Origin of the sequence: Paraburkholderia elongata (assembly GCF_013177735.1) — a bacterium.
Taxonomy (GTDB): domain Bacteria; phylum Pseudomonadota; class Gammaproteobacteria; order Burkholderiales; family Burkholderiaceae; genus Paraburkholderia; species Paraburkholderia elongata.
In genome coordinates this window covers 1-21,359 of the sequence record NZ_WOEZ01000037.1, presented here as the reverse complement: position 1 = coordinate 21,359, position 21,359 = coordinate 1, and the positions used below count along the sequence as shown (strand labels likewise).

The following is a 21,359-nucleotide window of genomic DNA, read 5'->3' as shown; positions in this document are numbered from 1 at the left end:
TTTTCGAAACGGTTCGAATCGACTCGGTCTGTCCGCTGGTTGGCATTACAAGGCATTACGACAGGCCCCGTCGCTCTATCTGAGCTGATCGTAGCGGCTTTTCTCGCTTTTGTTCGGTGACGGCAAAAGGACCGCCGTCATTTGCGGTGCCGACGATGTGTATCTGAATACACGAAAAGCACCATGTATAGAATTGAATAAATTTAGGAGTACAGAAATGGCACTTGTTTCATTGCGTCAATTATTGGATCACGCAGCGGAGTTCGGCTACGGGATCCCTGCGTTTAACGTCAACAACCTTGAACAGATTCACGCCATCATGGAAGCCGCGTCCGAGACGGATAGTCCCGTCATTCTTCAGGCTTCTGCTGGAGCCCGGAAGTACGCCGGCGAGGCCTATCTTCGGCACATGGTGTTGGCGGCTGCAGAAACGCACCCGGAGATTCCGGTGGTGTTGCATCAGGATCATGGATCAAGTCCAGCAGTATGTCAGGCATCGATTCGATCTGGCTTCACCAGCGTAATGATGGATGGTTCGTTGCGCGAAGACATGAAGACTCCGTCAGACTATGAATACAACGTCGCAGTGACGCGACGCGTGTGCGAAATGGCGCACGCAGTTGGGGTATCGGTCGAAGGCGAGCTTGGATGTCTCGGCTCGTTGCAAACGGGTATGGCCGGTGAGGAGGATGGCTCCGGTGCTGAAGGGGTACTGTCGCATGACATGTTGCTGACGGATCCCGAACAGGCCCAGGATTTCGTCGCCCGCACTGGGGTCGATGCGCTCGCGATTGCCATTGGCACGAGCCATGGTGCCTATAAATTCTCGCGCAAACCTACTGGCGACATTCTGAAAATTGACCGAATTCAGGCGATTCACGACAGAATTCCGAATACACATTTGGTGATGCACGGCTCGAGCTCGGTACCGCAGGAATGGCTGGACATTATTCGCGATCACGGCGGTGAGATCAAGGAAACCTATGGAGTGCCAGTCGAGGAGATTCAGCGAGGTATCAAAAGTGGCGTGCGCAAGATCAATATTGACACCGACATTCGGCTGGCAATGACGGGGGCCATACGAAGGGCATTGACGAGTGACCGCAGCGAGCTGGATCCGCGTAAGGCCTTGGAGGCAGCGAAGCGGGCTGCCAAGGACATTGTGCGCCTGCGCTACGAGGCGTTCGGCTGCGCAGGTCAGGCGTCGCGAATCCGGCCGGTCCCGCTGGAGCGGCTGATTGCGAACTACCGGCAACGAGAGAACGCTGTGGCGGCGTGAGACAGCGAGCATTCTGACTTCCGTCCCATGAATGACGAGAGACCCTATGACCATCAAAATCGGCATCAACGGCTTCGGCCGAATCGGGCGCATGGTGTTTCGCGCTGCAGTTCAAAACTTCGCGGACGACGTGGAGATCGTTGGTATCAACGATCTGCTCGAGCCTGACTACCTCGCGTATATGCTCAAGTACGACAGCGTGCATGGTCGCTTCAAGGGCAAGGTTGTGGTCGACGGCAATACACTGGTAATCAACAATAAGAAGGTGCGCCTGACTGCCATCAAGAACCCGGCTGAGCTGAGGTGGGACGAGGTGGGTGCTGAGGTGGTGATCGAATCCACGGGCCTATTCCTCACCAAGGAGACCGCCGAAGCCCACCTGAAGGCGGGCGCCAAGAAGGTGATCATGTCGGCGCCGTCCAAAGACGACACACCGATGTTCGTCTATGGCGTGAACCACACGAGTTACGCTGGTCAGGCCATCATCTCCAACGCCTCGTGCACAACCAACTGCTTGGCGCCGGTGGCCAAAGTGCTCAACGACACGTGGGGCATCAAGCGCGGCCTGATGACCACGGTGCACGCGGCCACGGCAACACAGAAGACGGTGGATGGACCAAGCAACAAGGACTGGCGGGGCGGGCGCGGCATCCTGGAAAACATCATCCCGTCGACTACTGGTGCGGCGAAAGCGGTAGGCGTAGTGATTCCAGAGCTAAACAACAAGCTCACCGGCATGGCTTTCCGCGTGCCAACCTCGGATGTGTCGGTGGTAGACCTGACGGTCGAACTAAACAAGGAAGCGAGTTACGCGGAGATCTGCGCGGCAATGAAGGCTGCCTCGGAAGGCAGCATGTCTGGGGTTCTGGGGTACACGGAGGATAAGGTTGTGGCCACGGACTTCCGGGGTGAGCCATGCACCTCGGTGTTTGATGCCGAGGCTGGGATTGCGCTGGACAGGACCTTCGTGAAGATTGTGGCTTGGTACGACAACGAGTGGGGTTATTCCAACAAGTGTGTGGAAATGGCGCGCGTACTAGGCAGGAGCTAGGCTGAAGGTCACCTTTCAGCAGTCGTTCGCCGAACGAGAAAACAGGCGCGATTTGTTCGCATCAACGTTCGCTAGGATACCAGTCAACAGCGGTGCCAAGCGATCGTTGACGCGTTTCTGAAGGGCAGGTCGCAGGCACTCGCGCGCCAAATGATGAGTTCTTCACCCGATTTGAAGAGCATGCGCAAAGTACGCAGATTATTTTGGCAAGCATTTCATTTTAATCTGTCGACTCCGCGTCGGATATCCCGTCGTTACCTAACACATCAGTTGGGTAATCATGCGAACTTTGATTGAGAGCAACTTCGATGACACCAACCATCATGCCGATTAACATCGGCAATACCGCATTCATGCTCCTTTGTTCGAGCTTGGTTATGCTGATGACGCCCGGGTTGGCGTTCTTTTATGGCGGCTTGGTCGGCCGAAAGAACGTCCTGGCTATCATGATGCAGAGCTTTACATCGCTTGGCTGGACGACGGTTCTTTGGTTCGCGTTCGGTTACTCGATGTGCTTCGGTCCGTCGTGGCACGGAATAATTGGCGACCCAAGATACTACGCCTTCATGCATGGCGTAACCTTGGACAGCATGTACATGGGTAACGACGCGGGTATTCCACTCATAGTTCACGTCGCCTACCAGATGATGTTTGCCATCATTACGCCGGCGTTGATCACCGGCGCTTTTGCCAACCGCGTCACATTCAAATCCTATTTCCTGTTTCTGACAGGATGGTTGATATTCGTGTATTTCCCGTTTGTCCATATGGTATGGAGTCCAAGTGGTCTATTGGCAAAATGGGGGGTCCTCGACTATGCAGGTGGTATCGTAGTGCACAATACTGCCGGATTTGCCGCTTTAGCTTCCGTTCTATATGTCGGTCGTCGTCAAAAGGTCGACCTCAAACCCCATAACGTACCTTTGATCGCACTCGGATCCGGGTTGCTTTGGTTTGGCTGGTATGGGTTTAATGCTGGGTCTGAATTTCGCGTGGATGCGGTTACTGCGTCCGCTTTCCTGAATACGGACGTTGCAGCGTCATTCGGTGCCATCACCTGGTTGCTTACTGAATGGCTTTGTCACGAAAAGCCAAAATTCGTGGGCCTGTTGACGGGGGGAGTGGCCGGACTTGCGACAATCACTCCTGCTGCCGGCTATGTGTCGGTCGGTTCAGCTGCACTGATCGGTATCTTGGCTGGTCTAATTTGCTATTACGCTGTTGCACTCAAAAACCGATTGGGCTGGGACGATGCACTCGACGTCTGGGGTGTTCACGGAGTCGGCGGCCTTGCCGGTACTATTTTGCTTGGCGTATTCGCGTCTAAGCAGTGGAATGCAAACGGTGCGGACGGACTATTGTTCGGCAACGCCACTTTTTTCTTTAGGCAGTGCGTTGCGGTGATTTTATCCGGTGTGTGGGCGTTTCTCTTCACCTACTGCATGCTGTGGTTCATAAATATGATCACACCGGTCAAGGTCAGCCCAGCAATGGAAGAGTCTATGGATGAGGAATTGCACGGCGAGTACGCATACCTGGAGTAAGCGGGGGCACTCGGGCTATGTCTACGCTGTAGCCGCTGATTGACGGTGACCTATGCTGGCGAGTTCGATGCAAAGAAGCCGCGGAAGTCACCTAAAATGACCGGGTCAAAGCCTGCTCGGCGGAACGCGTCATTGACGGAAATCACGTAGCCGGACGAGATCTGATGAGGCTGTCATGGCGGTGTCAATCGACCTGTCTGCTGCTTGGCGAAGGGTGGTGCTTACCGGTGGATCCAGCGAGAAGCTCGGCGCCCACCCTGCCAGGGCGCGGGAGTGGATGTTCGACTGCATCTTGTTCTTGGTCAGAATGAGGAGCACAAACGGAAGTGCTCGCTGTTTTCGCACCTCTGCTTGGTTGTCACCTAGGAAGCCGGACAGAACGGATGCTGGATGCTTCGAGCGCTACGCTCCCGTGGCATCGGCTGCAATATCGTCGATGCCACGAGAGCATTCCGGCCGAGCGCGCAAGCTGCTCGTTGATCTCTGTTCCTAGGATGAGGTCAATCCCCGTTCGTTTACCGAGCGACTCGTGTTGTGTTCACACATCTGTCACTACGGCATGCCAGCGCTGGCCGGAGTTGCACCGACGATCTCAGCGTTCACAGCCTGGTGTCCCGAGTTAGAAGTTCGCAGTTAAACATGGCGATTGAAGGAAGGGATTCTGTCGGTGTGGGACAAGTTGTATCACACGAGCTTAAGCAGGACTGCGGCATCAAATACGATGAAGGAGAAGTCGTGAATAGTGCGAAAAACTCGTTGCGCGAGATGGTCGAGCACTGGCTTGCCCCAGATCCTGCGAACGGGCTTCGAGTCATTGAGTTCAGAAACAGACGATCCAAACACGAATGCTACGTATGCGTCGAGACCTTAACGGCGGCGGGTCCCGTTGCACTATTCTTTTTTCGCCATCAAGACGGCGCATGGCGCATATTCCCACCGAATCGGGAACGGCCGACAATGCGCACCAGCTAAAATTAGACGGCCTTTTAACTCACCACACTAGGTGGTCTTCGCGAATTTCAACTCTATCATTGGGCGCATCAACAACGGGTAGCGTTTCCGTGAGGTTCCTTTCGCGGTTAGCTCAAGCCTCGATTTTGCGAAGGTCGTCAGCAGTTGACGACACGGGTGATCCTCCTCCTGAACCAGTTTTATGGCGGCTGCCTACGGCTGACCACCGGCTTCGCTTTTTATCATGACCAGTTATCGACGTCTACTATGGGAAACGACACCAAAGGAAGCGGTCCGGGGAAGTGAGGGGCACTCATCCTGCATTCGCGATCTGTCGCGAACTGATGCGATCGCGAATGACCTGCCGGTGGACCATGAAATCCTCGGCACGGGCGTGCTCCGTCCAGTCTTCAATGCCCGGGGTTGCATCGAGCAACTCACCGGTCAGCGGAGCGAGTTTGACGACCGATACGACGAACATTGCCGCGCCGTGCTCTGGATCCGGTTGAACCTGCGAGATTACGGCGAGCCCAGATGCCACATGCATTTCGGTACATCGATAGGGGGCGAGCAAGCCGGAATCAAGCTTGCCGGACTCATCAAGCACCACCCAGGCGGCGCCAGATTCACGTGCAGCCTCGATGCGGCCTCGTCGCACGCTGCGTTGAATGTGCTCTCTGATCTCGCGCTCGCGCAGCGCGAATGCGGCCCCCGCAATCTGCTCCCGGGGAAGAGCCTGTGCCTGAAGGCCTCGCGCAGCCGCGACGGATGAGAACATTGCGGTTGCCCGTGGCCACATGGCTATCAGCTGCTCGACCGATTCCGCCGCGTGCATCTCGTCTGCCAGGGCGCGCACAGCCACGATGATCTGCTGGTAGCGCAACGGATCTGAGGCGGCAATGGGATACAGATGTCTCTCGCATTCTGCCCACGACAGTTGCGCCGCTTCGATGCTGGTAGTGCCTTCAGTCATGATTGCTTCCTCTTGTGCCCGTGATTCCATTTGTCTATGATACGATAAAGATCGTTTCATATACGACATGTTTTTACTATACTACTATCGTGCTGTGGCGTAGTACTTGCAAGCTAGACAGGCAGCAGGGGGGTAGGTGCTGCCAGGATTGCGTCGTTTCGCCGGCAGGGAAATACCCTCAGCCGTGAGGGGCAGTGGGCGCATCCAGGATGAGCAGTGCGAGAAGGCGATGGCGAGAGCAATGGGTCCAATGATTTGCCAAAGTGGCGCATTGTCATTGTGGATCGCAACGGCTCGCAGGTCGAGGCAGTAGGAAGAAATTGTCCAGCTGGTTCCGGCTCAACCATTGCTCGCGGATACGGCCGTAACGGAGGAGGCGCCCGGTGGCCGGATCAGCCTTGCGGTGCACAAAGTGTGTGGCGCGGGGATTCTGAGGAGGCGTATCGGTCATCACACACGTGGTTTTCGCTCACCACGCTCCGACGTTCAATAAGCTGACCAAGCTCTATCGAGCAGCTCGTTATCGAAGGGCATATGAATAAACTCACGGTAGCCCGTGACTTGACCATGAACCCTGATTCCAGTCGTGGCTACCGGCAGGTGGTCGCGTCGCTGGAGTCGAAATCCACCCTCAAGACCAATGCGATTGCAATCTCGATCGGCTTCGGGTAGATCGTGGCGACCGTAGCGCGGTACATCGCAGCAGAAGTGCGGCGTTACCCCGTTCGGGCACCTTCGGGTTATTGCGGCGATGTTCTGGAAGCGATCTCACAAAAATCGGCCAAGGGCCCTGATTAAGGAGCATTTACACTATGCAGAAACGTCTCGTTACTTTTGATCTCGACGGCACATTGCTCGACTCCGCGCCGGAAATTACGGCCGCAGTCAACCTCACGTTGGCTTCGTACGGGATACCGCCCCTAGAAATGAAATCTGTTATCGGATTTATCGGACAGGGCACGCGCGAATTGATGCGACAGGTTCTCGCGTCCGTTGATCCAGCATTGCCGGAAGATGCTCTGGAATCTTGGCTACAGGACGTCATGCCGGTGTTCATTCGAGAATACGAAAATTCGGTTGGTACACTGGCTCAGCCTTATCCGGGGGTGGAAAAGGGACTGGTCACGCTACAGCAAGCTGGCGTGCGGATGGCTGTTGTCACTAATAAGGAAGAGCAATTTGCGCAGAATCTGTTGGCAGCGACCCGATTGTTGCCGCATTTCGATATGGTGATCGCGGGGGACAGCCTTCCATACAAGAAGCCACATTCTCTGCCGATCGTTCACGTTCTCGAGCAACTTGCCGTATCGGTGGAAGACGCGGCGCATGTCGGCGATTCTCGCATCGACGTACAAACCGCGCGTAACGCAGGGATTACAGCTTGGGCAGTACCTTATGGCTACAACCATGGCGAGCCGATCGAGCTTGCCCAGCCCGACCGCATCTTCATGTCGATCGAAGATCTGGCAAATCATGTTGTTCTGGCCATATCGGCATAGTGTCGCCGGGAGAGCGGTGAGGAGTAAAGGGTGAAAGTCCCCGACTACGAAGATTTAGCCAATCACCTTTTCCCGAGTCATGCGCCGCGTGCCGTGAAGCCCCGGTGGAGCGTTTCAAGGGGAGCGAGGACCAGTCATTGGGCCACGGCAGAACGTTATCCCAAGTGCAGATTTGTGCATACGGAGGGCAACGCGGCGGAGCGCGATACATGCGGATATCGCGGCGCTCCGGCGTGGTCTGAGACCTTGGCGCGCGGAGACGCTTCCTACCTAAGATCCGGGAGATATCTCGCTTGGCTAGTCTCATCGGGAAGGCGAGAAGGCGTAGTGCTGAATTTCGCCTCTCTGTCATTGATCCGTGGCGGCGCGGTTACAAGAACGCCTCGACACGGAATGGGATGAAGTGGATCGCAGATGTCCGGGTCCCGCGACCTCGAATCTTTCATCAGTGGCCCGATCGACGCTTCCACGTCAGCCAGCCAAGGCGCTCATGCCAGAGTTGACTGTCCCCAATGAGCCGACCTATCGACACTACCTCAAGGAGGTCATGATGATTGCTTCGGTTAGTGAACTCCCCATCGACACCGGGTCACCCACAGCCGCAGCCTTGAACGTCGGGCTCAAGGTCCATCCCGTGATCTTGGCCGGTGGCTCTGGCACACGGCTATGGCCTCTATCACGGGAACAGCACCCGAAGCAGTTGATCAACCTGCTAGGTGAGGACTCGTTGCTGCAACGGACCGCCCGCCGGCTTGAATCACTCGAAGCCAGTTACGCGCTTGCCGGGCAACTAATCGTGGTCGCCAACGAGGCGCACCGCTTCACGACCGCCGAGCAAATGCGCACGAGCGGGAGGGCCGCCACGTTAATACTTGAACCCGCGCGGCGCGATACCGCCCCTGCGCTGACCGTCGCGGCGCTTTCAATCGTCGCGCAAGATCAGGATGGCATCATGGTAGTGATGCCTGCAGATCACGCCATTACGGATATCGACGGATTTCACGCTGCTGTGGTAGATGGCGTGCCATACGCTGCGGCCAATCATATCGTTGCTATGGGAATTGTGCCGACGCGCGCTGAGACAGGTTACGGCTACATCAGGCTTGGGGCGCAGCTTAAAAACGCAGGCCGACTTGGTGCGTACAGGCTCGATCGATTCGTCGAAAAACCGGATCCTGAGCTGGCTCTGCGCTACCTCGAGTCGCAGGAATACTTGTGGAACAGCGGCATTTTCATCATGCGCGCGTCGACTTGGTTGAAGGCAATCGAGCATTTCCAGCGGGCGATTTACGACGCGTGCAAAGTGGCCTACGCTGGCGGCAAGGAGGATGGTGATTTCTACCGGTTACAGAGTGACGCATTCACAGCTTCGCCGTCGAACTCGATCGATTACGCCGTAATGGAAAAGCTCGGCAGTGATCAATCGGTGTGTGGCGTGGTCGTGCCACTGAAAGCGGGATGGTCGGATGTCGGCTCCTGGGATGCAATCTGGCAGACCTTGCCGAAGGATGAGAATAACAACGTCGGTCGCGGTCATGTGATGTTCGAAGACGCAGCATCGACCTTGGCGCATTCGGAAGGATGCCTGATTGCGTGTGTGGGAACTCACGATCTCGTTGTCGTTCAAACCGCCGATGCAATCCTGGTTGCTGACAAATCGCGAGTGCAGGACATAAAGAAAATTGTCTCTCGGATTCACGCCGCGGGAGGCACTGAAGCCGCATGCCATCGGAAGGTTAACCGCCCATGGGGCCACTATGATTCGGTCGATGCTGGCGAGCGCTTCCAGGTCAAACGCATTGTTGTAAACCCCGGAGCAAGACTATCGCTGCAAATGCACTATCATCGCGCTGAACATTGGATCGTCGTGCGCGGTACCGCACTCGTCACACGCGGTGAAGAATGCTTCATTGTCTCCGAAAACGAGTCAGCTTATATTCCGTTGGGGGTTGTCCACCGTCTCGAAAATCCGGGGAAGACGCCGCTCGAAATCATCGAAGTGCAGTCCGGCTCGTACCTCGGCGAGGACGACATCGTGCGCTTCGACGATTCTTACGGGCGGCAACGACCATAGCCATCGATCACCATTTGGCTTCCCGCCGCGGTCGCCTATACCGGCTGTGCGTCGGAGGAGCGCGTCAAGGTTGGTGATGTCGTGGCCGCTCGCGCCTGTCAGGATGACCGTAGGTGGAATGCCTTGCGCATCGACGAAGAGGTGCCGTTTGCTGCCGAGGATGAACCGGTCCGTCGGGTTCGGGCCGGTTTTGTCCGAAACCATCGCGTATACGGATGACCTCTCGACGATGGCACGCGCCCGGTCGAGCTGGCCACATTGGCTCGATAAGTGACCGCAGTTCGCGGTCTATGAGCTCTTTAGCCATCGCTTCCTGTTGGACAAATCAAGAGGGCTTATAAGATGACTTCACCGAATCGTTCAACGGCCATCGTGAGTTAAATTTCCTATGCCAAGCAAGGCAAACGCTTGGGACATGATACCGGCCCGGCGCCACTGCAGCCATTTGATATAGCACGTCTGCTGAGGAGGGTAGTGTTGAGGCAGGTGATGCCACTTCTCACGATTCTCCAAGACCCATAAAATCGCCTCGAAAATCTCGCGAGGGTGTCGGCGAGGTCGACCAAAACGTGCCGAGGTGTCGTGAGGAAACAGGTGAGAAACCCGATTCCAGTCTTCATCTGACAAGGGGGGGGCAACATGCACATTCTCCGATGGCCGATCGGTATCAATAAATCATCCGAATTCAGTACCGTATTCATTGTCATCCCGTGACTATCCTTAACGGCTCACACCACGATAGTCGGCTAATTTAAAGCTGTCCTTCGTGTCCTTCCTTTCCACGAGGTACCGAACCGTTTACTCTAGGCGTCAACGGCAACAATTCTCCCCGTCGCGTCTCCCTCCAAGGGGGCGTGTCGTTCAGCGGCACGCCGCAAGGTGTTGCCTGCCTGCTACCGCTCGTTCGTCACCGACTCCCTCGCGATACGGTATTTTCGCAACAGCCTTTAAGCTTTTGGGCATAGCATTTTTCATTGAGAGATTGCAGAGCCGGGCTCGAGGAACCTCTGTGTCAGGACCGATCTTGTTGACGACGGTTGCCGGGGTATAGCTGGCTCTGACAAGTGCGTCAGTAACTGGCCTATCCAGGTGAGGGTCGTGCTGTCGCTGCGGTGACAGATGATGACCTGTCAGGCTGGGCAGAGAAGTTCATTATTGACTTCGATCGGAGTATCGAGCGTCAGGGAGTCGGGGCACCCCGGCCAGTCAAGTGGCCCTGCCTTCGAGAGATCGAACACCATCGGCTGGTGTGGGAGACCGAGATAGGGATAGACGTTGCCGTCACAGCACCAGCCCAAGCGCTCAAAGAACGTGACGTTGGCGAGTTGCACGTTTGCCTCCATCAACTTGCCGCCTTGCGCCGCCGCGGTGGCGGTAGCAAAGCGCACGAGCTGGGCGCCAACGAGCGATGCGCGGTGCTGTCTGAGCACGGCCAGTCGGTCACCGCGCCAGCGCCCGTGAGCATCAAGCGGGTAAAGTCTGACGGTTCCTGCGCAGCTATCCCCACGGGCGGCCAGCACATGCACGACTTGCGCATCGGCGTCCCAGCGGTCTACGTCAGTGAACACCAAGGCACCTTGCTCGTTGACGAACACGCGGTGCCTGATGGCGAAGTGAGCGGCCAAGTTTGCTGGGCTAGCGCGCCACACGGCGATTAGTGGATCGTTCATGACCGGATCGGAATTACAGGACGCCCGCGGCTGATTGGGCCCGACAGCGTGAGAGTCTGCTCCATTGCGCCAACCACCGAGCACGCCTGGCATCGTGCGCAACCTGCCGACACCTTGTCGGCAGTGATGCCACGTTCGACGAGATAGGGGGCAACGAGGCGGGCGATGCGTTCTGTGTATTCACGGGGCGGCGGGAGCGCGTCCGCCATGAGGCTGCCGGGGACAGGCCGCAGCGGGACGAGGAACGGATAGACGCCAATATCGATGGCCCGCTTGCATGCCGCTACGGTGAGTTCGGGATCTTCGCCCATTCCGAGAATGACGTAGGTGCTGACTTGCCCTTCGCCAAACCGTTTGACCGCATATTCCCAAGTCTCGAAGTACCGTTCAATGCCTGTGCGTGCCTTCGGAGGAGCGACTCGAGCCAGGACTGCGGGGTCAAAGGTCTCGATGTGGATGCCAAGGGAATCGATGCCTAGGTCGGCGACGCGATCGATGACCGAAAGATCCTCTGGTGGCTCGAACTGCACCTCAACGGGCAAGCCTGAGGCTTCCTTCATTGCGTTGCCACAACGGGCGACATACAAGGCGCCTCGGTCTTTCGCACGGGTGGAGCCTGTGGTGAGCGTGATGTCCACCGCGCCGTCCAGCCGGGCGGCGGCTGCGGCCACTTCGGCCAGTTGCTCCGGTCGTTTAACCTTTACTGTGTTTCCGGAGGCGAGCGAGACTCCGATGCCGCAAAAGCGGCACTGGTCGTCGTTGCCCCAGTAGGCGCATGTCTGTAACACGGTGCTGGCCAGGGAGTCTAGATGCATCAGTGCGAGCTTCCAGTACGGTGTTCCGTCGGCAGTGCTTAGGTCGTAGAACTTCGGGCGATTTGCCGGCATTGCGGCGGCGACCCGGACACCGTTGCGGTAGATCCCGTGGCCGAGGTCTTCGGCTTCGAGCGTATACGGGCTCTCCGTGACATAGGCCGCGTCGACTGGCACGGTCACGGGGGAGCCTTCTATCCACAGCATTCCAGCGTCGGATGGACCTGCGCCGCCTGGCCGGCGCTCGAACGGCGCCTTGATCTTGATGCCCTGTGCCTGCAGGTCAAGGATCAGATCCGACAATCTTGTTCCATCTTCAATGGTCGCGATTTTGCGACGAGTCTCGGCAGTTTCTAACACGGATGATCCTCCTCCTGAACGGGTCTCATGGCGGCTCTGCTTGACGGGCCGTTGATTCTCTTTTTATCACGAGCAATTCTCTCTGTCTACTAAAGGAAACGTTTCTGCCATCGAAAAGTCACTCGATCCATTACCGCCAGCGACGCCGTTGATCTCAGCGCGCTCTTGTGCGCCAGAGGGCGCGGCGGACCGGTAGTCTCGTTTCACGATGACCGAGGTGCTATGGACCTCCACCGAATCATAAGACTCGACGTAGTCCACTTGCCGGCAAAGGAAGTCGACACATATAAGCGGGTTTTATAAGCTTGTTTTGTGCAAAATTCTACGCAAACTCAAGGGATCGGTTAGAGGGTTGGAGCACGGAATCCAGCGTCGTCTAGTGGGTTCCACTACACCTACCAGTGCCCGTGTTTAACAAGCGGACCGCCTGCATACAAAGAAAAACTATGCCAAGGTGATCTCGAATTGGGGTGCTGACCAGCCATGCCATACGGCAAGATCCCGTCGCGTCCAATCCATTACGAGACCTGGTATTTACTATAGTATACGAGACACGTTGCCGATCAATAAACTTGCTATCACTTAAGAGGCGGAGGTTGGGATGGATCGAATCGATGGCACGGGTGGAATGCAAATCCGGGGAACTGTCGAGATCGCGCTTGGCGAACCCACAGTTCTGATTCCTTGGCATGGTCGAGCATTGGCACTGGGACTGGCACTGATGGATGTTTCGGGTCTCAACCTCGGTGCTGCCCTTAACGGCTTGGAGCAGCGTCATCCACTGAATTGTCTCGTCGATGGCAGTCAAGCGCAGGCCGGTGGCGACGCTGGAGCTATGTGAACGGATCCTCAACTTTCTCACCGTCTCAAGGAATGCCACCACAACCATGACCGAAAAGACGAGTCTTGCTACTCCTCAGATAACTTCCCAGCGCTCAGTTGAAGGCGTCTGGCGCGGCGGTCTGCGTTGCGACGTCGCGGCGCAGTCTTTCGTCATCGTCGTCGATGAACCTAAGAGCGTGGGCGGAACCGATAGTGGCCCGCAACCAACGGATTTGTTCCTCGCGTCTGTCGCTTCCTGCTTTTCGCTTGCCGTGGCGTATAGCGCTCGAAAGCAATCTGTCGAGCTGAACAGCCTTTCGGTGACGGTGACGGGCACGTACGACGGTCCTCGCTTTCGCGCAATCAATATCGTGAGCCGACTGGGCTGCAATCCGGCGGAGGTAGACAAGCTTGTGCGCGCTGCGGAGCGTATCTGTTACGTAACCAATACGCTGCGATCCGACGTTGATATCGCCGTGGAAGCAAGCGCTGCCTCGACGTAGGAGTATCGGTCGAAGCCCGTCCCACCGGGAGCGGCTTACTGGTCGGCTTGTAAGTCGGTTGGCCAGCCATCGTTTAGCAAAATCGGTAGGTGCATTTCGCAAGTTCGACTACCTGACATGAGGAATTTTGAGTGGAACAGCACATGGCGCGGAGACCGTCCCTAGTAATAGGAAATGCGTTGGCTCGCGACCCGTACGGGTTGTATGCCGAATGGCGGGGCCGTGGACCGATCCATTGGACCGATGAGCTATTTGGGGGCGCGTGGCTATTGACGAGCTACGACGGCGTGCAGTCTGCGCTTCGAGACACGCGGCTTTCGGCACAACGCACGGGTGGTTGGGTGATGCGAAATGCGCCCAAAGGAAGTGAACGTCGACGTGAGCTGATCGGACTTCAGCAACTGTTTGCTCGTGCCATGCTGTTCGTTGATAAGCCGAGTCACCCGCGCCTGCGTCGTGCGATGCAGATTGGATTTCGGCCTGACGCGATTGAAGCGCTCAAGCCCTACGTGTCCGTGACCATTGAGGAACTGCTCAGCGACATCGAACGAGGGGATTGCCGTGAACCCTTTGACTTCATCGCCGGGTTTGCGAGGTTGCTACCTGCGCGAGTGATCGCCAAACTGCTCGGGCTCTCGCATGTAGATCAGTCGGAATTCCTGACTTGGTCTGCGGACCTCGCAACCTTCATCGGTGCTGGGTTTCCAGATGAAGACCAAACGCAGAGGGCGTTGCGCAGTATCGTAGAGATGGGCCGGTACTTCGAATCCGTCATTCGTGACCGCCGATATTCAGAAGGCGAAGGCCTGCTGGGTGTGCTCGTGAATGCGCAGCAGTCCGGTCAAATCAAGGAAGGTCCGGAGCTGCTTGCGCAGTGCGCGATGCTGTTGTTCGCAGGTCACGAAACGACACGTCATCTACTTGGAACCGCAGTGTATTGGCTTCTGCGCCATCGACGGACCTGGGAGGCATTGAAGTCCGACCACTCCCTGCTGAAAAGCGCAGCACGTGAACTGCTTCGCTGGGACAGCCCCGTCCAATACACAGGGCGGCGTGCAAACTGCGACTTCAGTCTATACGGGATGCAAATACGGCGCGGTGATCTGGTGCTTCCTCTCATTGGCGCAGCAAATCGCGACCCGGAGCGATATGAGGACCCGGACGAACTGCGGCTTGATCGGCAGGTAGGGATGCCGTTGTCGTTCGGTTCGGGTCCTCACGTCTGTATTGGAGCAACATTGACGTTGATGGAGGTTGAAGCGACCATCGCAGCGCTCCTTCGGCGGTGGCCTGATTTGCAGATCGCTGAGGAGCAAGACGACTGGATCGCGTCGCCGCTCTATCGCGGGTTTGTCTCGTTGCCGCTGTGGCCCAAGGGGATTGTGCAGAGGCCGGTAGCCCGAGCGGCAGGATGCGTTTCGGATAGCGACCTTGATTGCGGTCTGGTCTACTGACCGCCATTGACGCCCGAGCCTAGCCGGAAAGACTTTCCCCTCTAATCAAAGCAGCCGGTGATAACCCTTTACGACCCGCGCTGCACATGCCGACGATCGCCAAGTAGAGCTTCGGATGCTGTGCCGTAGGAGTTGCGACGCGCGCTGTCGACCGTTACGTGCCCGCGATTGTGCATCCATCGGAACGGTGCGGCTTGAACATTAGAGAGCCGATGATTGACTTCCGCCAGTACGGCGCAGAGAGCGGGTAACCAGGGTTTGTTTCGAGTGTGCGCCGATTGACATGTTTGTCTCGGGGCATATACCATAGGAAATGACATGTGTCGGATAAGAAATAACGTTGTCACCGGAAATGGAAGGAGTCGGCCGTGAAAATTGTCGTGATTGGAGGAGGGCCTGCAGGGCTGGGTGCGGCAGGCGCGGCGCTGGGGGTGAACCCGTCAGCGAAGATGGATGTTTATACGGAGTTTGAGGACGTAGCCTACAGTCCGTGCGGGATTCCCTTCGTGCACGGCAAGGAAATCGAATCGTTCGAGAAGCTGTTTCTTGCGACCAAGCAGCAGTATCAGGACCAGGGCATCAACGTTCACTATACGACGTCAGTCGAATCCATTGACACCCGAGGCCACACGATCAAGGTGCGAGGTGGAGCAAAGGTCAGTTATGACCGGCTGGTCATCGGTAGTGGCTGGAACTACGCAGATACTGGTCTGGACCGGCACGGCCTGAAAGGTATCTACGAGGTCAAGAACATCCGCCGGGCGATGGAGTGGGACAAGTACCTCGATACGGTCAAGGATGCGGTGATTGTCGAGTGCGGCCCGATTGCGCTGGAAATGGTGTCGGCACTCGTTCACCGGGGTATCAAGACGACGGTGGTCGACCCCGGGCCGTGGCCGATGGCGGGTGTGGTCGATCCGGACATCATCGCTCCGGTTCGCAAGGATTGGGAGGCTGCCGGCGTCACGACGATGTGGGGAGAGCGCGTGACGGCATTCGGTGGCAACGGGACGCTGACGCATGTCGATACCACGGCCGGCAGGATTCCCGCACAGCTGGCGATAATCGGGACGCGCAAGGTGTCCAACAATGCGCTCGCGAAGGCGGCCGGCATCGAGTTGGGCAGCACGGGCGGCATTGTAATTGACTCCCACATGCGTACCTCGGCACGCGATGTTTTTGCTGCAGGAGACTGCACCGAGATTCCGCATGGCGTCACCAATGTCCCCCTGCAGGGTCTGTCGGGCAGCCATGCCTATGCCCAGGGTAAGGCGGCGGGCATGAATGCCGCCGGCGGCAACCGTGAGTACCAGCCAGTCTACGTGCCCTGGGCGATGCTGGCCGGGGAATGGATGATCGGTGGCATTTCGTTTGGTGAAACCTCGGCGGCTGCGATCGGCATCAAGTTCGTGAGCGGGGTTGCCAACGGCATCACGCGGGCGCGCTACTTCCCGGGGGTCAAGCCGATCACCGTGAAACTGCTGGCGGACCCGGCGACACATCGGCTGATCGGGGCGCAGATGGTTGGCGGCGAAGGTGTCAAGGAACGGGCGGACTTTCTGGGTGTCGCAATCCGTGCCGGGATCACGATCGATGAACTGGCCAACATGGAGAACGTGTACTCGCCCGCGATCGGAGCGCTTAACGAGCCGATCAACATGGCTGCGCTGGAAGTGATGAAGAAATTCTGACAGGAGGATTAGTCATGTCATTCCCGAGTTGGCTCCGATCAAATTCGGAGTACTACCTACTTTGTGATGCTCAGGCCCGCATGGCGCGGAAATTTGGTATCGATATGTGCGCCGCTCGGCGTAGCCTGAAGGATCGCTTCTGGATGCAGGTTTTTGTGCCTATCTATCGGGCGCTGCCGTGGGGGCTGCGACGTGCAGCTATGCAAGCGCTTCCCGGTAGTCACCGACAGGTATGGCCAAAGCAGGGATCACGCCCCCCGAAGCCGTAGAAGAGGCGTTCCGCCCGGAGTTTGTGACTCCGGGCAAACACTGACCCACAACCAATGAGGAGTCACCGTGCCGAAGACAGTTACCATCGACCCGCCGAAAAGCGGGGACATTCTGTTCAACGTTGAGGAAAAGGTTTTCCCCGACTACAAGGCGTCGCCAGGCGACAAGGCGTACGTTTTCATGCACACCGTTCCCTTCGAGGGTTCAGTCGGATTCGTGAACATGCTTACTGCAACGCGATTGCAGCGCAAGGGTTTCGAGCTTTCGTTCATCCTGTTCGGCCCGGGCGTGCTTATGGCGGCAGCCTCGCGTGGCTACCCGGCAGTCGGCACCGAGGGCTTTGCCGGCAATCTTGGCTACAACAAGCAACTTAAGACCCTGATGGATGAGGGCGCCAAAATCTACGCATGCCGGTTCGCGATGGGTGCGCTGTACGGGATGCGCGAGGATGACCTTATCCCGGGTGTCAAGGCAATCAACCCGCTCGACGTGCTGGATGCAAACATCCAGGCCTGGAAGGAGCGCGCGATCGTGGTTACCACCTGGACGCTGTAATAACACCGCCAGCCGCTTCCGGTAGTTGGGTGACCGGAGAGGCAGGAAGTTTCCTCTCCGGCCCAAACGTCGCGAAGTGGATCACACCGACGCACTTCCATCTTCAGCAGGTGGCGCTATTTCTTAAGGCGTCGGCTTGCTATGCATTGTACCGACGCTCTATTACACCTCTAGATTTGGGAAATATCGTCCCTCTAAACACATTTACCCCCTCTTAAGGCGGAGATCACCATGTCTGAGAAACGCATCGTCCGTGCCGCTGCAGTCCAGATTTCACCGGACTTCGAGCGCATCGACGGCACGCTTAATAAGGTCTGCGAGGCGATCGATCAGGCGGCACGCGAAGGCGTGCAACTGATCGTCTTTCCCGAGACCTTCGTTCCGTACTACCCGTACTTCTCGTTCGTGCGCACGCCAGTTGCGGCAGGCGCCGACCATATGAAACTTTACGAAGAGGCGGTGGTGGTGCCGGGCCCCGTTACGCAGGCGGTCGCCGAGCGAGCACGATTGCATCGCATGGTAGTCATACTCGGAGTGAACGAGCGCGATCATGGCAGCTTGTACAACGCCCAACTAATCTTCGACGTGGACGGGCAGCTGGTACTCAAGCGCCGCAAGATAACGCCGACGTATCATGAACGGATGATTTGGGGGCAAGGCGATGCAGCGGGGTTGAAAGTTGTGCAGACAGGCGTGGGGCGCGTGGGCGCGCTCGCCTGCTGGGAGCACTACAACCCGCTTGCCCGTTATGCATTGATGACGCAGCATGAAGAGATTCACTGCAGCCATTTTCCGGGGTCGCTGGTGGGCCCCATCTTCGCCGAGCAGATCGAAGTGACGATCCGGCACCACGCACTAGAATCGGGCTGCTTCGTTGTCAATGCGACGGGTTGGCTGACTGAAGCGCAGATCGCCTCGATCACCCCCGACACAAACCTGCAGAAGGCGCTACGCGGCGGCTGCAATACTGCGATCGTGTCGCCTGAAGGGCAGCATCTGGCGGCGCCATTGCGTGAGGGTGAAGGCATGGTGATTGCAGATCTCGACATGTCGTTGATTACCAAGCGTAAGCGCATGATGGATTCGGTTGGCCACTATGCGCGGCCCGAACTGCTCAGCCTTGCGATCAACGAGCGGCCTGCGGCGCCGATTACGCCGATGCCAGCGTGGGGCGCCCCTGTCGGCACTGATTTCAACTCGGCCGTGGGATCGCGCGATGAACCCCAGCGAGACCCCGCAAGCCGCGAGCCGGCATTGAATGACTGAACGGTAGTGAGTCAGCTCGAGATTGCATGACCCGGCGGCGAAGGGCCGCCGGGCCAGAAGGCCCCGACAGTGGATCGTGTGGCGGTCGAGCTACCGAGCGATTGGTGCCAGAAAGCAGCATGATTGCGCGTGTGACCACGATAACGTTGCAGCGCAATTTCGATCTGTCGCGGTGTTGAGCATGAGTTCGGTCAGTGCATAGAGGACGTCAGCAGAAAGTCTCAACGACGATGAGCCGCATGTATGGGCCGCCCGACCACCGCCGTTGGGTAAGTCCTATTGAATCGTTTGCCTTTCAGCTACACCTTGATGGAGCCACTGGTTGTTGTATTGGGCTTCCTCTTTGTGCTTTGGAGAGACGGACCTGCAGTGGTTGACTTGCCAATCGTCGCCTTCTCGATTTCCGCGGTCAGCGTAGAGTAAGTCTGGTCATCTCGGCTTCTTTTGGCCGCCCGTCTCTTGGTTCGAAGGCGCTGAATCGCTTTACGCTCGCGCTTGCGTGCAGTTATGGCCATCGCATCTCCGTTTCTATGTTAGTTGGCTTTTCAAAGGTTTTTGCCATTGCGGCGTTGCATCTCCAGATGCCCAGCCTCGGTCAAAACGACGGATCGGCCCTCCAGCGTAATCCATCCATTCTCAGACATCGATCGAATATGCGGGAGATTGCGAACAAACTGAGCAAACGCGGGATTTTCCTGTCCAGTCTCGAGTTCAACGGTACTCCGGATGTCGAACCTGTGTCCGGGAGGTGCGCCATCGAACCAATTGAACACCATGTTGATTCTATCTTCAACGGTCATATCCATATCTAGTTCCTAAAAGTTTTCACGCCGAGTCAGGGATTCCGACGATACAGTCCGAGCATTGCTACGACAAGGGTTTCCGATAGAACGTATTGAACACCTTTCGCTCATTCGAAAAGCTCGCTATAGGTCACCATCCACGGCCAGTGATGCGTTGGAGATGGCTATCTGCGGCACGCGAATGCTCGCTGACGTTATGAAATGTTGATTCAAAATAGCGAGAAGATGCTACATGGCACATTCCCATAAGATTTTTGCACGGCATCTTGAGATATGCCCAATACCAGTAGCAAAAAAAAGGCAATCGGAGCGCGAGGTTGACAAGTAAAGAATCTCAGGGATCGTCTCGTTAAAGGAGATTGATTAGGCGCAATGCTAGGAAAATTTCAGTGTCTTCGGCGGGGAAGGATAGTCTGAAATCTCAGTCGAACGCTTGCCGATGTGACCAGGAGGCAGGCGGTTCAACTGTCGAACACATGTCGATTGTTCGCCTACTTTGCCGACGATGACTTCGCACCGCGGTACTCAGGTATCCAGCCAACGCCTTCCAGTCTACATGATAACGAAGTGGTCTCTTACGCGCGCAAGCAGTCCTGGGGTGCTCTGATCATCGTTGGTCACGTCAGCGATTCGACATTCGCGCTGCCTGTTCCACTTACACGCCGAGCGACTGGCGAGATACGTAATGTTGAATCCGGCGAGTCTTATGCACGCCGCGCAGACGACAGCCTGATCGGTTTCGTGGCGTCTTGCTGGGAATAAGCTCTTCTCGAAACCGACGCGCCGTAGTTCTCCGACGAGACCGATCGCGAGTTGAGACACGGCGACGCCGCGCGAAAATTTTGAGCAGTCGTAGTCGTGGGCCAAAAAAGCTATCAGAGCATTTCGCCGAAGAATAAGGAAACCATAATAATGACGGATAGCGCACCGCAAACGTTGTAGTGGTTGACGGCACCCACTACGCATCGGTACGCTTTCGCACTGATGGTTCCCGTCACCGGGATCAAAAGGGAACGCAGTACGAGCAGTCATGCTCCAAGTCTGCGGCTGCCCCCGCAACTGTAAGCGGCGAGTCTATGCCACTCATGACCACTGGAACTCCCGGGAAGGTCGGCACCTGACGTTGACCCGCGAGCCAGGAGACCTGCCATCAAACCGAGGTCTGCGCAGCCGCACCGGGGCGGGGTGTCCCGATGTGCAAGCACCGCCTATGCGGTCGCCCGTTGCAACGACAGCTCACACCTCAGGATCTGTCATGTCCACTGCTGTTCAAATCGGTTCGCCACAGGGAGCCATGCGCCAACGCGTCATCGGCATTGATAGCGCTCTCGCCGCCTTCAATAGACGCGCAAGGATCTGTACGTTCGTCGTTTTTCGCGGTCATCCCCTGTTCGTGAAGGGCTACGACGAGCTGGAATCCTATCCGGCTGAACGTTAAGGCTTATGGCCGCCACCAGGCTGCCCATTATCTACAAGAACGAGCACATCCTAGTATGAAGTTCCGTCAATTCATCATCACGTCAGGCCTGTCCGTCTTGGCGTGTCAGGTCGCACAGGCCGCGGACGACGCGTCGTTGCCGCAGCCTGAGCAGACTCAGGCCGAAACCCGGTTGCCGAATATTCTCGTCACCGGCGACACGCAACATCTGCCGCAATCGTTCGACCAACGGTTCGCCACGACTCAGGTCCTGACGCGCACCGATCTCGAGCGTCTGTCTCCGATCGACCCGAGTATCACGCAAGCCCTCGCCACGCTGCCCGGTGTCACCGTTTCGCAAAACG

The 21,359-nt window shown here is 57.1% G+C and carries 18 protein-coding genes, 1 pseudogene and 1 riboswitch; of the genes and pseudogenes, 14 read left to right on the top strand and 5 right to left on the bottom strand.

Annotated features, from left to right (window positions below; genetic code table 11):
• Positions 1–217 precede the first annotated feature (217 nt).
• From fba to GNZ13_RS07195, 3 genes are all read left to right on the top strand, one after another.
• Positions 218–1,279, top strand: coding sequence for a class II fructose-bisphosphate aldolase (gene fba, locus GNZ13_RS07205; RefSeq protein WP_172161826.1), 1,062 nt, complete (start codon positions 218–220; stop codon positions 1,277–1,279).
• Between the two features lie 46 nt (positions 1,280–1,325).
• On the top strand, positions 1,326–2,330 hold the full coding sequence (gene gap / locus GNZ13_RS07200; protein ID WP_172161824.1) for a type I glyceraldehyde-3-phosphate dehydrogenase: 1,005 nt from the start codon (positions 1,326–1,328) through the stop codon (positions 2,328–2,330).
• A 308-nt stretch (positions 2,331–2,638) separates the two neighbouring features.
• Positions 2,639–3,874 carry an ammonium transporter gene (locus GNZ13_RS07195; RefSeq protein WP_216674741.1) on the top strand — a complete coding sequence of 412 codons (1,236 nt, stop codon included), beginning with the start codon at positions 2,639–2,641 and terminating at the stop codon, positions 3,872–3,874.
• Between the two features lie 1,264 nt (positions 3,875–5,138).
• On the opposite strand, the gene GNZ13_RS07190 is transcribed toward GNZ13_RS07195, so the two are convergent.
• Positions 5,139–5,867: a hypothetical protein gene (locus tag GNZ13_RS07190; RefSeq protein WP_172161822.1), complete on the bottom strand. Its 729-nt coding sequence runs from the start codon at positions 5,865–5,867 to the stop codon at positions 5,139–5,141.
• 465 nt (positions 5,868–6,332) lie between these two features.
• Between GNZ13_RS07190 and GNZ13_RS07185 the strand changes: the two genes are divergently transcribed.
• From GNZ13_RS07185 to GNZ13_RS07175, 3 genes are all read left to right on the top strand, one after another.
• Positions 6,333–6,470, top strand: a complete 138-nt coding sequence (locus tag GNZ13_RS07185) for a hypothetical protein (protein WP_172161820.1) — start codon at positions 6,333–6,335, stop codon at positions 6,468–6,470.
• Positions 6,471–6,610: 140 nt separating this feature from the next.
• Positions 6,611–7,297, top strand: coding sequence for a phosphoglycolate phosphatase (gph, locus tag GNZ13_RS07180; RefSeq protein ID WP_172161818.1), 687 nt, complete (start codon positions 6,611–6,613; stop codon positions 7,295–7,297).
• Positions 7,298–7,847: 550 nt separating this feature from the next.
• The gene (locus GNZ13_RS07175) at positions 7,848–9,371 is read left to right on the top strand and encodes a mannose-1-phosphate guanylyltransferase/mannose-6-phosphate isomerase (protein ID WP_172161866.1); all 1,524 of its coding nucleotides are present in this window, start codon (positions 7,848–7,850) and stop codon (positions 9,369–9,371) included.
• 360 nt (positions 9,372–9,731) lie between these two features.
• On the opposite strand, the gene GNZ13_RS07170 is transcribed toward GNZ13_RS07175, so the two are convergent.
• The 3 genes from GNZ13_RS07170 to GNZ13_RS07160 all read right to left on the bottom strand — a co-directional run bounded on the left by GNZ13_RS07170 (position 9,732) and on the right by GNZ13_RS07160 (position 12,213).
• Complete coding sequence (locus tag GNZ13_RS07170; protein WP_172161816.1) at positions 9,732–10,016, bottom strand: transposase; 285 nt, start codon at positions 10,014–10,016, stop codon at positions 9,732–9,734.
• Positions 10,017–10,501: 485 nt separating this feature from the next.
• Complete coding sequence (locus GNZ13_RS07165) at positions 10,502–11,041, bottom strand: MSMEG_0567/Sll0786 family nitrogen starvation N-acetyltransferase (protein WP_172161814.1); 540 nt, start codon at positions 11,039–11,041, stop codon at positions 10,502–10,504.
• Complete coding sequence (locus GNZ13_RS07160) at positions 11,038–12,213, bottom strand: MSMEG_0568 family radical SAM protein (RefSeq protein ID WP_328807191.1); 1,176 nt, start codon at positions 12,211–12,213, stop codon at positions 11,038–11,040. Before GNZ13_RS07160 ends, GNZ13_RS07165 begins: the two co-directional genes overlap by 4 nt.
• 601 nt (positions 12,214–12,814) lie before the next feature.
• Here GNZ13_RS07160 and GNZ13_RS07155 point away from each other — a divergent pair.
• From GNZ13_RS07155 to GNZ13_RS07130, 6 genes are all read left to right on the top strand, one after another.
• A complete protein-coding gene (locus GNZ13_RS07155; protein WP_172161812.1) occupies positions 12,815–13,054 on the top strand; it encodes a hypothetical protein in 240 nt (79 codons plus the stop codon).
• On the top strand, positions 13,011–13,538 hold the full coding sequence (locus GNZ13_RS07150) for an OsmC family protein (protein ID WP_172161810.1): 528 nt from the start codon (positions 13,011–13,013) through the stop codon (positions 13,536–13,538). Before GNZ13_RS07155 ends, GNZ13_RS07150 begins: the two co-directional genes overlap by 44 nt.
• 611 nt (positions 13,539–14,149) lie before the next feature.
• Positions 14,150–14,992, top strand: a complete 843-nt coding sequence (locus tag GNZ13_RS52075; protein ID WP_328807190.1) for a cytochrome P450 — start codon at positions 14,150–14,152, stop codon at positions 14,990–14,992.
• Positions 14,993–15,360: 368 nt separating this feature from the next.
• Complete coding sequence (locus GNZ13_RS53765) at positions 15,361–16,683, top strand: FAD-dependent oxidoreductase (RefSeq protein WP_172161808.1); 1,323 nt, start codon at positions 15,361–15,363, stop codon at positions 16,681–16,683.
• A gap of 336 nt (positions 16,684–17,019) precedes the next feature.
• Complete coding sequence (locus tag GNZ13_RS07135) at positions 17,020–17,508, top strand: MSMEG_0572/Sll0783 family nitrogen starvation response protein (RefSeq protein WP_172161807.1); 489 nt, start codon at positions 17,020–17,022, stop codon at positions 17,506–17,508.
• Between the two features lie 231 nt (positions 17,509–17,739).
• Entirely contained in the window at positions 17,740–18,774 is a 1,035-nt protein-coding gene (locus GNZ13_RS07130) for a Nit6803 family nitrilase (RefSeq protein ID WP_172161805.1), read from the top strand.
• 545 nt (positions 18,775–19,319) lie between these two features.
• Here GNZ13_RS07130 and GNZ13_RS07125 read toward each other — a convergent pair.
• Positions 19,320–19,580: a hypothetical protein gene (locus GNZ13_RS07125; protein WP_172161803.1), complete on the bottom strand. Its 261-nt coding sequence runs from the start codon at positions 19,578–19,580 to the stop codon at positions 19,320–19,322.
• A 965-nt stretch (positions 19,581–20,545) separates the two neighbouring features.
• Positions 20,546–20,743: riboswitch (cobalamin riboswitch) on the top strand.
• An 89-nt stretch (positions 20,744–20,832) separates the two neighbouring features.
• Between GNZ13_RS07125 and GNZ13_RS07120 the strand changes: the two genes are divergently transcribed.
• Together GNZ13_RS07120 and GNZ13_RS07115 are read left to right on the top strand one after the other, a co-directional pair.
• Entirely contained in the window at positions 20,833–21,015 is a 183-nt protein-coding gene (locus GNZ13_RS07120; protein ID WP_172161801.1) for a hypothetical protein, read from the top strand.
• A gap of 55 nt (positions 21,016–21,070) precedes the next feature.
• A pseudogene (locus GNZ13_RS07115) lies at positions 21,071–21,359 on the top strand (TonB-dependent receptor domain-containing protein); the annotation flags it as partial.

Coding starts and splice junctions, on each gene's coding strand:
- GNZ13_RS07195 (WP_216674741.1), top strand. CDS start 2,639: ATGACACCAACCATCATGCCGATTAACATCGGCAATACCGCATTCATG.
- GNZ13_RS07130 (WP_172161805.1), top strand. CDS start 17,740: ATGTCTGAGAAACGCATCGTCCGTGCCGCTGCAGTCCAGATTTCACCG.
- gph (WP_172161818.1), top strand. CDS start 6,611: ATGCAGAAACGTCTCGTTACTTTTGATCTCGACGGCACATTGCTCGAC.
- GNZ13_RS07175 (WP_172161866.1), top strand. CDS start 7,848: ATGATTGCTTCGGTTAGTGAACTCCCCATCGACACCGGGTCACCCACA.
- GNZ13_RS07125 (WP_172161803.1), bottom strand. CDS start 19,580: ATGGATATGACCGTTGAAGATAGAATCAACATGGTGTTCAATTGGTTC.
- GNZ13_RS07165 (WP_172161814.1), bottom strand. CDS start 11,041: ATGAACGATCCACTAATCGCCGTGTGGCGCGCTAGCCCAGCAAACTTG.
- GNZ13_RS07120 (WP_172161801.1), top strand. CDS start 20,833: ATGTCCACTGCTGTTCAAATCGGTTCGCCACAGGGAGCCATGCGCCAA.
- GNZ13_RS07150 (WP_172161810.1), top strand. CDS start 13,011: ATGGCAGTCAAGCGCAGGCCGGTGGCGACGCTGGAGCTATGTGAACGG.
- GNZ13_RS07155 (WP_172161812.1), top strand. CDS start 12,815: ATGGATCGAATCGATGGCACGGGTGGAATGCAAATCCGGGGAACTGTC.
- fba (WP_172161826.1), top strand. CDS start 218: ATGGCACTTGTTTCATTGCGTCAATTATTGGATCACGCAGCGGAGTTC.
- gap (WP_172161824.1), top strand. CDS start 1,326: ATGACCATCAAAATCGGCATCAACGGCTTCGGCCGAATCGGGCGCATG.
- GNZ13_RS07190 (WP_172161822.1), bottom strand. CDS start 5,867: ATGTCGTATATGAAACGATCTTTATCGTATCATAGACAAATGGAATCA.
- GNZ13_RS07185 (WP_172161820.1), top strand. CDS start 6,333: ATGAATAAACTCACGGTAGCCCGTGACTTGACCATGAACCCTGATTCC.